This window comes from Paracoccaceae bacterium, from assembly GCA_033344815.1.
GTDB lineage: Bacteria > Pseudomonadota > Alphaproteobacteria > Rhodobacterales > Rhodobacteraceae > Roseobacter.
Map to the genome: position 1 here is coordinate 868,113 of JAWPMR010000001.1, position 14,644 is coordinate 882,756.

The 14,644-nt window shown below is 55.3% G+C and carries 10 protein-coding genes; 4 read left to right on the forward strand and 6 right to left on the reverse strand.

Translation table 11 applies throughout. The features are described 5' to 3' along the window. The first annotated feature begins 32 nt into the window (after positions 1 to 32). The 3 genes from ppk2 to R8G34_04070 all read left to right on the forward strand — a co-directional run bounded on the left by ppk2 (position 33) and on the right by R8G34_04070 (position 5,225). Positions 33 to 902, forward strand: coding sequence for a polyphosphate kinase 2 (gene ppk2 / locus R8G34_04060; GenBank protein ID MDW3222048.1), 870 nt, complete (start codon positions 33 to 35; stop codon positions 900 to 902). After that, the gene (locus R8G34_04065) at positions 895 to 1,512 is read left to right on the forward strand and encodes a TetR/AcrR family transcriptional regulator (protein MDW3222049.1); all 618 of its coding nucleotides are present in this window, start codon (positions 895 to 897) and stop codon (positions 1,510 to 1,512) included. Before ppk2 ends, R8G34_04065 begins: the two co-directional genes overlap by 8 nt. Positions 1,513 to 3,962: 2,450 nt before the next feature. After that, the gene (locus tag R8G34_04070; protein MDW3222050.1) at positions 3,963 to 5,225 is read left to right on the forward strand and encodes an aminotransferase class V-fold PLP-dependent enzyme; all 1,263 of its coding nucleotides are present in this window, start codon (positions 3,963 to 3,965) and stop codon (positions 5,223 to 5,225) included. A gap of 226 nt (positions 5,226 to 5,451) precedes the next feature. Here R8G34_04070 and R8G34_04075 read toward each other — a convergent pair whose 3' ends face one another. The 6 genes from R8G34_04075 to R8G34_04100 form a co-directional block, all read right to left on the reverse strand. After that, entirely contained in the window at positions 5,452 to 6,657 is a 1,206-nt protein-coding gene (locus tag R8G34_04075) for a CoA transferase (GenBank protein MDW3222051.1), read from the reverse strand. Continuing rightward, the gene (locus R8G34_04080) at positions 6,654 to 7,439 is read right to left on the reverse strand and encodes an enoyl-CoA hydratase/isomerase family protein (protein MDW3222052.1); all 786 of its coding nucleotides are present in this window, start codon (positions 7,437 to 7,439) and stop codon (positions 6,654 to 6,656) included. The genes R8G34_04075 and R8G34_04080 overlap by 4 nt, the downstream gene beginning before the upstream one ends. Continuing rightward, positions 7,436 to 8,716: a TRAP transporter large permease gene (locus R8G34_04085; GenBank protein MDW3222053.1), complete on the reverse strand. Its 1,281-nt coding sequence runs from the start codon at positions 8,714 to 8,716 to the stop codon at positions 7,436 to 7,438. The genes R8G34_04080 and R8G34_04085 overlap by 4 nt, the downstream gene beginning before the upstream one ends. Beyond that, entirely contained in the window at positions 8,716 to 9,282 is a 567-nt protein-coding gene (locus tag R8G34_04090) for a TRAP transporter small permease subunit (GenBank protein MDW3222054.1), read from the reverse strand. The genes R8G34_04085 and R8G34_04090 overlap by 1 nt, the downstream gene beginning before the upstream one ends. Before the next feature lie 116 nt (positions 9,283 to 9,398). Then, positions 9,399 to 10,379 carry a TRAP transporter substrate-binding protein gene (locus R8G34_04095; GenBank protein ID MDW3222055.1) on the reverse strand — a complete coding sequence of 327 codons (981 nt, stop codon included), beginning with the start codon at positions 10,377 to 10,379 and terminating at the stop codon, positions 9,399 to 9,401. 60 nt (positions 10,380 to 10,439) lie between these two features. Then, the gene (locus R8G34_04100) at positions 10,440 to 11,597 is read right to left on the reverse strand and encodes an aminotransferase class V-fold PLP-dependent enzyme (protein ID MDW3222056.1); all 1,158 of its coding nucleotides are present in this window, start codon (positions 11,595 to 11,597) and stop codon (positions 10,440 to 10,442) included. Between the two features lie 154 nt (positions 11,598 to 11,751). Here R8G34_04100 and R8G34_04105 point away from each other — a divergent pair, with 154 nt between their 5' ends. Beyond that, positions 11,752 to 14,640 carry an FAD-linked oxidase C-terminal domain-containing protein gene (locus R8G34_04105; protein ID MDW3222057.1) on the forward strand — a complete coding sequence of 963 codons (2,889 nt, stop codon included), beginning with the start codon at positions 11,752 to 11,754 and terminating at the stop codon, positions 14,638 to 14,640. The last annotated feature ends 4 nt before the right edge of the window (positions 14,641 to 14,644 follow it).

Here is a 14,644-nt window from a genome sequence, read left to right on the forward strand (position 1 = left end):
ATTGAAGTCAGAAACAGACTTGCGGAGACCCCATGGACCTGCCCTTTGACGGCGCAATCAGTCGTTTTTTCGAGACCGAAGCGCCCAAATCGGTCCGCGACGCCATCAGGCGCGCTGATAAGGGCGACATTTTGTCAACAACCTATCCGCACGGCGAGCGTTTGGCGCGCAAACCGTATGAAAAGAAACTTGCTGCACTACAGATTGAACTGGTCAAGATGCAGGCCTGGGCAAAGGAGAACGGCACGCGCATCGCGATTGCATTTGAGGGCCGGGACGGTGCAGGAAAAGGCGGTACAATCAGTCGCTTCCGTGCCAACCTTAATCCACGTGGCGCACGCATTGTGGCCCTTTCGAAACCCACGGAAACCGAGGCGACACAATGGTATTTTCAGCGCTATGCGCAACATATGCCGAGCGCCGGTGAAATGGTTTTCTTTGACCGCAGCTGGTATAACCGGGGTGTCGTCGAGAAGGTTTTCGATTTTTGCACTGACCCGCAGCGCGAACAGTTTTTTGGTCAGGTCACCCCCTTTGAGGACCTGATGGTTGATGACAATATCCATTTGTTCAAATTCTGGTTGAACGTCGGGCGCGCAGAGCAGTTGCGCCGCTTGCTTAAGCGGGAAAGCGACCCTCTGAAGCAGTGGAAACTCAGTTGGATTGATGTTGAAGGGCTGAAGCGATGGGATGCCTACACCGATGCCATCCGGGAGACGTTGGATCGCACGCATACCGACACGTCACCCTGGACAATCATACGCTCAGATGACAAGCGCCGTGCGCGCCTCAACACCATCAGAGCTGTCCTTCACGGGCTCGACTATACCCAGAAAGATCCCCAGGCCATCGGCAAAATAGATGCGACAATTTGTGGTGGACCGGACATCTGGGATGCCTAAACGCGGCTATCACCATGGTAATTTGCGTCAGGCGCTGATTGAGGCGGCTTTGCACTTGATCGAGGCGCGTGGCCCGATGGGGTTTACGCTTTCAGAGGCCGCGAAACAGGCTGGGGTGACACCCGCCGCTGTTTATCGCCATTTTGAAGGGCGCGAGGACCTAATCGCGGAAGCCGCTTTGCAGGGGTATGAAATTTTCGCTGACCTTATGGAATACGCATATGAAAAGGGACAACCCTCAGCCCTAGCGGCTTTTTCTGCGACCGGGCGCGCCTATCTTGCCTTTGCGCGCAAATACCCCGGACATTACATCGCAATGTTTGAAAGCGGTATATCGGTCAATCGGACGCCTGAACTGGCGGCGGTTGCAGCGCGCGCCAGCGGCGTGTTGGAAAAAGCAGCGACCGACTTGAGCCAGCATATTCCGGAAGACAAACGCCCCCCCGCGTCGATGTTTTCCGCACACATCTGGGCGATGAGCCACGGCGTCGTTGAGCTTTTCGCGCGAAATTCTCCCGGCCGCGCTTCACCATTTCCCGCCGACGATCTTTTGGAAACCGGGATCGGCATTTACTTGCGGGGTCTAGGCCTGATCAACCCAGACGATTGAACAGATCACAAAAACCAAGGAATTACCTTGCCGCCGGCGATGCGTAAAAGACAGAGTCTCGCGGGATCGCCAGTTTATTTTATGCGACTGGCGCCATCCTGACCGCAGGAATAATCGAGACGTTGATGTAGATTGCAGGTTTTTCGATCGACGAAAGGCCCTTGATGAAAGCGCCCTATTAGAGGAGCGCGCTTTCATCGCAAATCCGGGAAGAATTGCGCCGCAATTGCATCTTGGACCGCGGTCGTGGTCAGTGGCTGTTCGATTTGACCATAAGTTCCAACGCCCCGGCCCGCGTGCGGACAAAGCAGAGCCGCGCTCTTGATCTACCATTGATCTCATGGTGTTCGACCCGTTCTCACGCCCTTCGATTGGATTGCAGGTTTTGAACGTTGTCTCAAACCAGAAACAATCCAACCCCCACCAAAGAGAAAAAATCAATGTACTGGTTTTGTCAAACACGCCATCGAATGCATCAGGATCGATTCGAACGGTGGAAGCGCGCAGACAGGCTGGAAACCGAAGGTTTTTAGGGATGCGCTGGACGGGGGCGGCCGGAAATCTTTTTCAGGTTCATCCAACTTGGTTTTGTCCATAAGTAACCCCGAAGACTGGCCAACAGTGTCACGTGAGCGCGGCTTTCCTGATCTCGGGCGTTGGCTCCGCGATCGTGAAAATGCTTTATCCGACTATGATGGGAACGGTATGCTTTAGGCCTGTGGATTTTTTTTGTACTATAGCAAGTTTGGGCTGCTGTTTGTCGGTTTTGAGAAACTGAAGATCGCGGTTTCATCGCAAGGTCCGAATATCGCAGAACGACGCTCCGAACTATCCCTGTCCGAGCGCTTAGGTCATGGTGCGTATTACCCTGCAGCACGTTTTGGCAATTGCCTCGCCATGCTCGCCGTAGGACGCCTGCCGCGTAATCTCCTTTTTCCTCAACAAAATCTCGATGCGCCTCGTCCGAGGTAGCACCCCACTTCGACCGTCTGCAAAATGACTTACCGGCCAAGGAATGCGGCAAAAAAATTTGGAAAGCGTGAACCGCACGGTGGCAAACGACTTCGGCCGGTTTGAGCGGGGAGATAATTGCGAGAGTTGACAAGATGCACGTTTGCGCCCGTCGCCAGAGTTTCTGGCGATAAAAGCAGGCAGCTCGCGGAGTGGTTTTGGCGCATACATGGCGGTTGGAGTATCCTTGACTAACTCCTTTGTTGGTTTTGTGGATTGGTGCAACCTACTCCTACGCCTAGGCAGACATCGTTGGCAGCGACGGTGTCGAGGCGCAAATGATGGCGCGGGTAATTACGGCGATCAAGGAGAGTGTCGAACAGGCCATGCGGGTCGTTATCTTCCAGCAGGATAAGGGCCTGGGGCGTCCGTTGGCGGCGTTCCATAGATCGTACAGTTAGATCAGCGGGTGACAAACCACGCCGCGAGAGGGCTTCATGCTCTTCGCATGCGGCCATTTCGGCAGGTCATTTTTCTTCCTTGCATGCGTGCTTCGCCCTCTCTTTGGTAAGCGCCACACCGGATCCTGCCTGCCGGCTTCTCGTCAGCCGACCAAATCCGAAGAAAACTTGTCTGACCAGAGTGTCAGATACCACAGAGGTGCGACCCAAGCGCTCACGGCGAAGGACACTACGACCCTTAGATGCATCCCGCGACGCGGCGCTCCACTGTGTCGCGACTGCGCGGCGGCACCAGTTCAAGATATGAGCCGGGGTACTAACCCTCCATTAGTTGCCACGACGGTCTCATCAGTAGTTTGCCGACAGATGCATTTTTTCCGCCTAACAACAACTGCCCCCCCTTGCTCAAGTTGACTTTGGCAATAGGTCTGATTCCAAGACCCCAAACGGTTGAGTCGGTCAGTTGGGTTCACCTTGTGCCACCTGGCAAGATCCGTTTGTTCACCGTCAAATCTGAGATCACGGCGCCCAACAGCTGCATTTCATTCCGGCTCGCAGGATATGGGGGCATGGCTGACGCTGCTACGTGGGAAAATTACGGTAACTTTAAGGCCGTTTCGTCGATGTCGGGCACGGATTGGCTGGCCTGGATCCACCTCTCTCCATGCCAAAGGTACTAGACATTTCACGCGGGTCCGTTGCGCACCGAAAACATAATTTTAATCGTACGGGCGCGCTCTTGCACATGACCTTCTTGCAAACCCCAAGCCACGAACATCACAACAAACCGTCGGCAATACCGCCCTTTAGCGATGGAGCGCTGCACTCTGCCATGGCATGCAGTCACCGCTCAACCCCTGCAAAACTTCCTAATCCAAGTGAAATGAAATGACCACTTGTTCCGCCTGTTCAAAGGGGTCAGGTTGACGGTCTCGACCGCAGCGGAGACTATACATCCCGGTTCACCTGGAACTAGGTTCAAGAGCGGCCGTTGGAACCATTAAGCTATTGTTATTGAAAGCCTAAGTGAGACACGATATGACCCTTTCCACCGTACCAAATCTCATCGAACATGTGCGGAATCGTTTTGCCCACGTAGAGGCCTGTCCCTTTGAGGGTCCACGTGTGTACTTCGAAAACGCCGGTGGTGCTTTGACGTTGAACTCCGTAATTGAGACATCCGCTGAGTTTGCAGGCTATCCCGACAACCACGCAGGTCGCGACAATCCAGCCGGAATTGCCCTGCGCGCGGCCATCGAACGCGGAAAGGCCGACGCGCGCATATGGCTGAACGCAGCTGACGGACAAATTTTCATGGGCGAGAGCGGAACCGAGGTTTTGTTTCGACTGGTGCGGACGGCGGCACTTGGTGCTCCACATGGCGGCACGATGCTGGGCAGTACGCTTGAACATCCTGCCTCGCGCAGCGCCATGGCGCGTTGGGCGGATGTTACTGAGCGCCCCCATCTGCTTGCGCTGCACGATGATGCAACAGGCACGGTCAGCCTTGACGCCTATCTGCCTCACATCACCCCCGATCTACGGATTGCCACAATCGTGCAAACATCGCCCGTCACGGGTATCTCGGTTGACGTGCCTGCGATCACCGCCGCAATCCGGCGCGTGGCACCCGATTGCATGATCATCATCGACGGCATCCAACACGCAAGCCACGGCAGCATCGACATTGCCAGTTATGATGCGGATGGTTATGCAGTATCCCCCTACAAAGTGTTTTCACGCCATGGATATGGGTTAGGCTGGGCCTCAGACCGCTTGAGTGATTTCACCAAGGAGACCGTGATCGGCGGGGCCGCAACAAACTGGGAACAGGGCACACGCGACGCCGGCAGCTACGCCACGTTTTCGGATGTCGTTGCTTATTTCGCATGGCTCGGGGGGCATTTTACGGACAGCACGGACAGGCGCACCCAAATCCTCGCTGCAGCAGACGCCATCCATGCTCACGAACAAGTGCTGACCCAGGCGATGATGCATGGCTCGGGCAATCAACGCGGCCTCGCAGATATCGACGGTGTTACGGTGATCGGCGGTCTGGACAACCCGGACAGAGAGGGTGTCATTTCCTTGACACTCGACAATATGGAGTCCGCTGCACTGGTGCAATTTCTGAACCAACACGGTGTGCGCACTCATATCCGCAACAATGATCACTATTGCGGTAATATCCTGACACCACTGGGTTTGGACTCCTGTATTCGCGTCTCCGTCAGCCACTACAATACAGAGGGCGAAGTCAGTCAGTTTCTGCAGGCAATGAATGCGGCAGCCCAGAATTGATCACTTGACCGCGCTTTAAGGCCGCCGAAGGTTTTCGCATTTTGCCTGGAACAAAGCTCATCGCGGTATCCAAGTCTTCGTCTTCGACTTCGGACAAAAAACAGAGCTGTGGACGCCAGGCGATTCCAAACACAGGCTCACGCGTTTCGCACCGCGCGGCGCGCAAAGGACACTGCGCAGGGTCTTATCCCACCATCGCGCTCAGAAACCTGGGCTCGCAAATGCCCTATGCCGCAATCACCGCACCGGCAAGAATCAAAGCCTCGATCTGCGCTTTGTCGCAACCGACTTCTGCCAGAACCTCGCGCGTGTGCTGACCCAAAACGGGGGCGGCGTGATTGACGCTGGCAGGCGTTTCGCTGAACTTTACCGGATGGCCAATTGTTTCTACCCTACCCGCTTGCGGATGATCCACTTCAACAATCATATCGCGGGCACGCGCCTGCGGGTCAGCATGCATCGCCGGAATGTCGTTAACCGGGCCAGCAGGCAAATTTGCCGCCTCCATCCGACGCAACCAGTTTTCAGTGGTGTCCTGAGCCATATGCCCGTTCAGGATCTCAATCAAGGCAGGCAGATTGCGAATACGTTCAGCGTTGGATGAAAACTTGGGAATTTCATTCAGTTCTGGCGCTCCGATCACATCCAGAAACCTCAGCCAATTGCTCTGGTTTGCCGCACCGACGTTGATCCAGCCATCGCTTGTCTGGAACGATTGATAGGGCGCGTTCAGTGGATGCGCGGATCCAAGCGGTTCGGGCGTTTCCCCAGTAGCCAACGCGATGGCAGATTGCCAATAGGTCTGCACGATAGCCGCTTCAAACAGCGACGTGTCCACTTTTTGACCCTGCCCGGTTTTCAACATGTTGGAATAGGCCGCACAGACGCCCATCGCCCCCAGAATACCCGCATTGATGTCAGAAATCGGTGCCGCGACTTTGACCGGCGGACGGCCCGGCCCCTCCCCGGTGATCGACATCAGACCGGACATACCTTGCGCGATCAAATCAAAGCCACCGCGCTCGGCGTATGGACCTGTACGACCAAAGCCCGAGATTTCGCAATAGATGAGCTTGGGATTGATTTTTACCAGGTCTTCGTAGGCCAAACCCAGTTTTTGCATGGTCCCCGTACGATAATTCTCAACAACGACATCTGCCTTAGCCAACAGTTTGCGCAAAATTTCAACCGCCGCAGGATCCTTGAGGTTCAAGGAAATTCCGCGTTTGTTGCGGTTCATCATCATATAGGCCGCGGCTTCGCCATTGATTTCAGGTGGCACAAACCGGCGGCTGTCATCGCCGGTTGGTTTTTCCACCTTGATGACATCCGCGCCCATGTCAGCCAGCATCAAACCACAGACAGGCCCTGCCATGATATGCGCCAGTTCGATAACCTTGACGCCTGTGAGCGGTCCGGTTTTTGGGCTCATTTTCCGGTCCACTCCGGTTTTTTCTTGCTCAGGAAAGCTTCCATACCGATCCGGAAATCTTCACTCATATAGCAGGACAGGATCAGATCTGAATCCTCAACCTTACCCGCCGCCCGATTGCGGCGCATGGCTTCTTTTGTTGCGCGCAGCGTGAGTGGCGCCATGCCGCCAATTCGGTCCGCAAGATCTGTGGCGCGTGCCATGAGCGCCGCTTCATCCGTCAGAACTTCGCTGACGAGCCCAACCCGCAGGGCCTCTTCCGCTTCAATCAGCCGCGCGGTAAAGATCAGTTCTCGCACACGACCCGCGCCGATCAATTCAGACAAACGCGCGAGATTCCCAGCCGCCAGACAATTGCCCAGCGTGCGCGCAATCGGGAAGCCGAATTTCAAGTTGGCAGAGGCAATCCGAATATCGCAGGCCGCCGCGATGGAGCCTCCTCCCCCGGTGCAAGCGCCGTTGATCGCCGCAATCGTCGGCACCGGACAGCGTTCCACTGCATCGAGGACCGCATCAATCCGGCCTTCATAATCCAATGCATCCTGCGGTGTCTCAAAGGCGCGAAACTGGGTCATATCCGTGCCCGCTGCGAAAGCCTTTCCGCCCGCGCCCGAAATGACCACCGCGCGCACAGATCCATCCGTGGGCATTGTCCGGCAAAGGTCCGCCAGACGTTCATACATCCCAAAGGTCAGGGCATTACGCGCCTGTGGCCGCTCAAAGGTGGCCCACATCACGCCATCACGCAACTCGTCCGTAATCTCAGGTGTTTCCATCGTCATCGGTAAAAGTATTCCACAAGGAACATCGGCACGGATGGTACGTAAGTGCACAGCATGAGCACCATCAGCAGGACGGCGACGAACCAGACGTTGACCTTGGACACCTCCCAGATGTTGGCGCGCGCCACCGAGCAGGCGGTGATCAGCACCGAGGCCACGGGAGGCGTTTGTTGTCCGATGGCGAGGTTCAGCGTGACCACAAGCCCAAAGTGTACCGGATCAATCCCTGCTGCCGTGATCAGCGGTATGACAATCGGGATCACTAGAATGATCGCCGCTGCGGAGTGCAAAAAGAAGCCCACGATCAGAAAGAAAAAGTTCAGGATCAGCAGAATGGCCCATTGCTGTGTGGTGATGGACAGGATGCCTTCGGCCAACTGTTGCGGGATTTGCGCGCGGGTCAGGAAGCCGCCCATCAGGACCGATGCCGCAACCAGCAACATCACGACGGCCGTCTGAATGCCACCATCCAGCATCGCGCGGCGCAGGTGGCTCACGTCCAGATTTCCGTACCATGCGGAGACCACGAGGGAGGCCAGCACGGCCAAACCTGCCGCCTCAGTGGCTGTCACATACCCCCCAAAGATACCGCCCAGAATGATCACCGGCAGTGTAAAGGCAGGCAAAGCATCCACAAAAGTCTCGCGCAAACGCCTTAAGTTAAATGCGGCTTCTGTCGGAAAATTATAGCGTTTCGCAAAGAGATAAGCGACCGTCATCAACCCCCCGGCCCCCAGCAAGCCCGGCACGATGCCCGCAACAAACAGTTGTTCCACAGAAGTATTGGCAGAGGCCGCATAGAGGATCATCGGGATTGAGGGCGGGATAATGATCGCCAGCGACGCAGAGGATGAAGTGACGGCAGCAGAAAATTCCTTGGAATACCCGCGCTTTTTCATTTGTGGGATCAGAATGGAGCCCATGGCGGCCACGTCTGCAACGGCTGAGCCGGAAATCTCGGCAAAAAACAGCGACACACCGATGTTCACCATGGCCAGACCACCGCGTATGAAACCGATGATCGCAGTTACAAAGTTGATCAGTTTGTCCGTAATCCCGCCCGCATTCATGATCGCGCCTGCGAGCACAAACATCGGGATCGCGATCAGGGAAAACTTGGTGGAACCATCATACATATCAAGCGCAATGGTCACCAAACTGTCGGTGCCTTCAGTAAAGAGCAGCCCCAAAACGCCGCACATGGCCAAGGCCACGGCAATGGGAATGTTAATGCAAATCATCAGCAGCATCGCGATGAAAATTCCGGTGATCAGCATCAGACGCGGTCCTTGTTCTTTTCGAGTTCGCTTTCGACCTCTTCCTCAATTTCGGCGTGCTCCAGCGAAATGCCGGCGGCGGTCAGCTTCAGGTATCCAGGCAGGCTGAGGATCTGACAGATCATGAAGAGGATAGCCCCGATTGGGATGACAGACTGCGTGACCTGAATCGGCACCCATGTAAGAGAGATCAGCGTGTCCCCGGCCAGCACTTCCAGAACCTGAAGCCCTGCCCGTGCCATGAGAAAAAAGAACGTCAGCACGACGACTTCGCCAAACAACAAGGCCGCCACCCGGAACTTCACCGGCATGGACAGCAAAACCGTATCAAAGCCAATATGTCGGCGGTGCAAAGCGGCAAGCGCAGAGCCATAATAGGTGATCCACGCCAGCATGATCGCAGCCACCTCATCATACCAGGAAAAGCTTTGCCCCATAAGACGCGCCAAAACCGCCATGGTGACGATCAGTGTCAACAAGACCATCAGGCTGATCGTGATCCATTCCAGCAATTTGCTGATCGTTCGGTTTATACGCGAAAGCGTCGGATAAGATGCATGTTCCATGTCGGTCAGACCTATTGGACTCCGAAAGCTGCTGGCGCCTGTCAAACGACACCATCGGCAATGAGAAAGGGAATTGAAAAAGGCGGCAGGTTGTTGCCCCGCCGCCCTCTGACCTGTCAGCCAGAATTGCCCAGCCCGAGCACGGTGTCGATCATGTCCTGACCGCCCTCGACCTCATCCGCGAACTGCTGGTAGATCGGTTTGGACGCTTCGATGAAGGCCGCTTTGTCGGCTGTATTCACCGTCACGCCCGCCTCCTCAATCACCGTCAGCAGGCTTGCTTCAAGCTCAGCGGCTTTTTCATAGGTAAAATCCTGCGTCTTATTTGCACATTCTGTCAGCCCGGCCTGAACCTCAGCAGGCAGTTTGTCGAACTGCTTTTTCGAGGCCAGAATATAGGCAGGCGTGTAAACATGCCCGGTCACGGACAGGTATTTCTGGACTTCCTGAAATTTCGCTGACGCGATTTGTGCGTAAGGATTTTCCTGCCCGTCAATAACACCGGTTTGCAAGGCCGTGAATACGTCGGAAAACGCCATCGGTGTTGGGTTTGCGCCATATTCCTGGAACATTTTCAGACGCCACACGCCATTGGGCGTACGCAGTTTCACGCCTTCCAGATCAGCGGGCACATTGATCGGGCGCACGTTATTGGTGATGTTGCGAAAGCCATTCTCAGCCAGCCCGACGATATGATAGCCGTTCGCGTGAGCAGCATCCTGGAATGTGTCCATCATTGCGCCCTGCACGCGGCGCATGTGGTCGCGATCTGAAATGATGTAGGGCATTTCAAAGATGCCGAAGGAATCATCCACCGAGGACATCACCGAAGAGGGCAGCGCGAAATCGACCTGCGCAAGTTTGAGCTTTTGCAGAAGTTCCTTGTCCTTGCCCAGTTGCGAAGACCCAAAAGTCTGTACTTCGACTTTGTCCGGCATCGCACCGTTCACACAGGCCGCGAAATTATCGACCGTGGCCTCGAACAGCGATCCCGGAGCGCCCACATGCCCAAATTTCATGGTCATATCTGCGGCCAAAGCGCTTGTCGCCATACCGATGGCCGTCGTTGCGGCCAGAAGCCTTGGAATTACTTTCATGACGTTCTCCTCCCAGAGATTTACTTTTCTATTCTTCTAAACCCATGACGGGCGCTGGTCTCAGGCGAGCAGGCTCATCGCCGCTTGCACCCCACCCTCCCGATGGGGGACATTTGCCTTTTTGAGACCCATTTCGACGCCTGCCAGTGTACCGACAAGCATCAGATCGTTGAAATCGCCCAAGTGACCAATCCGGAACACCTTATCCGCCACTTTGGACAACCCGTTTCCTAAAGATATGTCGAAATGCGCCAGCGTCGATGCCCGGAATGCGTCCGCGCTATGTTCTTCCGGCAATCTTACCGCCGTCAGCACACCGCTTTCCTGGCCCTGAGCTGCGCAGAGAACCTCAAGCCCCCAGGTCCGCACAGCCGCGCGCGCGGCGGCACCATGGCGGGCGTGACGGGCAAACACGTTCTCCAGCCCCTCTTCGTGTAGCATGTCAATGGCTTCGTTCAGACCGTAAAGCAGGTTCGTCCCTGGCGTATATGGAAAGTACCCCGTCTTGTTGGGTCCGACCATTTCGGCCCAATCCCAATAGGATCGCTGAAGTTTTGCCGCTTTATTGGCTGCCATGGCTTTGGCACTGGCGGCATTGAATGACAGACCGGGCGGCAGCATCAACCCTTTCTGCGATCCTGAAACGGTGACATCGACGCCCCAGGCGTCATGCTGATACTCAAGCGAGGCCAGACCGGAAATCGTGTCGACCATGAACAATGCGGGATGGTTCGCATTATCAATCGCCGCGCGCACCGCCGCAATGGGAGACACCGATCCCGTAGATGTTTCATTGTGAACAACGCACACTGCTTTGATCTCATGAGCCGTATCTTCGGCCAAATAGGCCTCGATCTGATCGGGATCCGCCCCGCCGCGCCAATCGCCCTCGATAAATTCCGCCTGCAAGCCCAGCTTATCCGCCAGTTTCTTCCAAAGCGTCGCGAAATGTCCGGTTTCGAACATCAGCACACGATCCCCCGGCGACAAGGTGTTTACAAGCGCTGCCTCCCATGCGCCCGTGCCCGAAGCCGGATAGATGAACACATGCTGTTCCGTTTTGAAGATTGATTTCAGACCATCAAGTGCGCGCAATCCGACCTTGGCAAAATCCGGACCGCGATGGTCAATGGTTTGCTGTCCAATGGCGCTCAATACCCGGTCGGGCACAGCGCTTGGTCCGGGGATCTGTAAAAAGTGGCGGCCAGCTTTTCTCATAGCAATCAATCTCACGGGCGAAGTGTTTTTCACGATGATCATGCTAAATCAGATCAAACACTTGCGGTTTTCTGTTGAACCAACGTAATTTTGAATTCATAATTAAGTCAATCAGAATATTCACGTGTTCTTCCGCATCACACTGGATCCGAAAATGTCACAGCTCTCTGCCATTCTGGAAAATCGTGTTCAGGGCGACTTGATGTTTGACCGCTTTTCTCGGGGTCGTTACGCCACCGATGCGTCGCTGTATCAGATGATGCCGCTTGGTGTTCTTTCACCGAAATCAGAGGATGACATTCGTGCGGCAATCGAAATTGCGGCAGATCAAAAGCTACCCATTTTGGCGCGCGGCGGTGGCACGTCGCAATGCGGACAGACCGTAAACGAAGCGCTGGTCCTGGATAACACACAGTATTTCAATGATATTCTGGAACTGGATGTAGAAGGTCAGAGATGTGTAGTACGCCCTGGCATCGTGCTGGATGAATTGAACCGTGTCTTGAAACCCCATGGCCTGTGGTTTCCGGTAGACGTCTCCACAGCATCACGTGCGACGATCGGAGGGATGGCGGGCAATAATTCATGCGGAGGAAAATCCCTGCGATACGGCATGATGCGGGACAATGTTTTGTCCATAGACGCCTTCCTCGCGGATGGCAGCAAACATCATTTCGGACCCACAGACGAAAACACGTCCCCGCAGATAGCGGCGGATCTTCTAGCGCTCGGCAGACGCGAAGCCGCGGAGATTGACGCCCGATTCCCCAAGGTCATGCGCCGCGTCGGAGGATATAATATCGACGCCCTGGTTCCCAGTCACAACGTCAACAACCTTGCTCATCTGTTGGTCGGCTCAGAGGGGACGCTGGCCTATTCCACGGCACTGGAATTGAAACTCTGGCCGCTGATTTCGCAAAGAGTTTTGGGCATTTGCCACTTCCCCACCTTCCATCATGCGATGGACGCAGCGCAGCATCTGGTAACGCTTGAACCACAAGGTGTCGAGCTGGTGGATTCGACGATGATTGCGCTGGCACGCGATATCCCGTTGTTTCGCACCACGATTGAAGAGGTCGTAACCGGCGCGCCCGAGGCATTGTTACTGGTGGAATTTGCCGAATCTGATCCGACACAACATCTGCCAAAACTCAAACAACTCGAAGAAATAATGGGCGATCTGGGCTTTTCCTGGACCGGCACAGGAAAGAACTGGGGTGGTGTCACGCGCGTTGTAGAGCCAGCCATGCAGGCCCGCATCGCCGATCTGCGCAGTTCCGGGCTCAACATCATGATGTCCATGAAAGATGACGGAAAGCCAGTTTCCTTTGTCGAGGATTGCGCCGTCGAACTGCCCGATCTTGCGGCCTATACGGCTGGTCTGACGGAAATTTTTGATAGGAACGGCACAAAAGGCACATGGTACGCGCATGCTTCTGTCGGGTGTCTGCATGTGCGGCCGATCTTGAACATGAAACTGGACAAAGACGTCAAGACCATGCGCGCCATTGCGGAAGAATGCTTTGACCTTGTGGCAAAATACAAAGGCTCTCATTCCGGCGAACATGGCGACGGTTTGGTCCGGTCGGAGTTTCATGAAAAGATGTTTGGCGCGCGCATGGTGGCGAATTTCTCCGAAGTAAAAAAACTGTTCGACCCCAACGGAGTGTTCAATCCGGGCAAAATTGTTGATGCCCCTAAAATGGATGACCGGAACCTGTTTCGCTATGGGCCTGACTACACCGTTCCGGCATTTGATACACAACTTGACTGGTCGGAATGGACCGGCAGCGGCGGCGGTTTTCAAGGCGCCGTCGAGATGTGCAACAACAATGGTGCTTGCCGCAAACTGAAGGGTGGCGTGATGTGCCCATCCTTTCGGGTCACGCGCAAGGAACAGGACCTGACGCGCGGGCGGGCCAACACGTTACGGTTGGCAATTTCGGGGCAATTGGGGCCGGATGCGCTGACGTCGGACCAGATGGCGGAGACTATGAAACTCTGTGTATCCTGCAAAGGATGCAAACGCGAATGTCCCACAGGCGTTGACATGGCACGGATGAAAATCGAGGTCATGGCCGCGCGGGCCAAGAAAAACGGTACAAGTTTTCATGATCGTCTGATCGCTTTCCTGCCACGCTACGCGCCCTGGGTGTCGCGCCTGCCCTTTCTGGCAAATCTGCGCAATCACATACCCGGGTTGGCCAGGTTGACCGAAAAATTAACCGGTTTCACCGCAACGCGGGACTTGCCAAACTGGAGCGCCAAACCGTTCCGGGATGCAGAAGTCTCGCGTCAAGACGAACCTGAAGCCGTGCTGTTTGCCGATAGTTTTAACCGATATTTTGAACCTGAAAACCTGCGCGCCACGCTGAAAGTGCTTGAAGCGGCCGATGTCCGTGTCCATCTGGCTGCTGCACCGTCAGGCGAGCGGCCTCTTTGTTGCGGGCGCACGTTCCTGTCGGCCGGTTTGGTGGATGAAGCAAGACAAGAGGCGCAAAGGTTGGTCAAAGCCTTGTTGCCTTATGCGCAAAAAGGCGTGCCGATCATTGGACTGGAGCCCAGTTGCCTGCTCACTTTGCGTGACGAAATCCCCACATTGCTGCCGGGCGAGGACACGGAGACCCTGGCCAGACATGCGCGGATGCTTGAAGAGTACATCGCCGATCAGGTGGACAACCCGGATTTCCAACTTCCGCTAAAATCACCTGCGCGCAAGATTCTGATGCATGGGCATTGTCACCAAAAGGCCATGGGCGTCATGACGAGCGTGGAAAAGACCTTGTCGCTGCTGCCTGATACCGAAATCGAGGTCGTGGAAACAAGCTGTTGTGGCATGGCGGGCGCTTTTGGCTATGGTATCGAAACGCATGAAATTTCGCGTAAGATGGCAGAGGCGGATTTGATGCCAGCGGTAAGAGAAGCTGAAGGAGACACGCTGATCGTGGCGGACGGAACGTCTTGTCGCCATCAGATCGCGGATCTGAGTGAGGCCAAACCCCTGCATGTCGCGCGGCTCCTAGAAAGGGCCTTGAAAAAGTGAGGCA

Bases quoted from the DNA above. Each gene is read 5' to 3' on its own strand.
- R8G34_04070 (MDW3222050.1), top strand. From the start codon at position 3,963: ATGACCCTTTCCACCGTACCAAATCTCATCGAACATGTGCGGAATCGT.
- R8G34_04090 (MDW3222054.1), bottom strand. From the start codon at position 9,282: ATGGAACATGCATCTTATCCGACGCTTTCGCGTATAAACCGAACGATC.
- R8G34_04065 (MDW3222049.1), top strand. From the start codon at position 895: ATGCCTAAACGCGGCTATCACCATGGTAATTTGCGTCAGGCGCTGATT.
- R8G34_04075 (MDW3222051.1), bottom strand. From the start codon at position 6,657: ATGAGCCCAAAAACCGGACCGCTCACAGGCGTCAAGGTTATCGAACTG.
- R8G34_04100 (MDW3222056.1), bottom strand. From the start codon at position 11,597: ATGAGAAAAGCTGGCCGCCACTTTTTACAGATCCCCGGACCAAGCGCT.
- ppk2 (MDW3222048.1), top strand. From the start codon at position 33: ATGGACCTGCCCTTTGACGGCGCAATCAGTCGTTTTTTCGAGACCGAA.
- R8G34_04080 (MDW3222052.1), bottom strand. From the start codon at position 7,439: ATGACGATGGAAACACCTGAGATTACGGACGAGTTGCGTGATGGCGTG.
- R8G34_04085 (MDW3222053.1), bottom strand. From the start codon at position 8,716: ATGCTGATCACCGGAATTTTCATCGCGATGCTGCTGATGATTTGCATT.
- R8G34_04095 (MDW3222055.1), bottom strand. From the start codon at position 10,379: ATGAAAGTAATTCCAAGGCTTCTGGCCGCAACGACGGCCATCGGTATG.
- R8G34_04105 (MDW3222057.1), top strand. From the start codon at position 11,752: ATGTCACAGCTCTCTGCCATTCTGGAAAATCGTGTTCAGGGCGACTTG.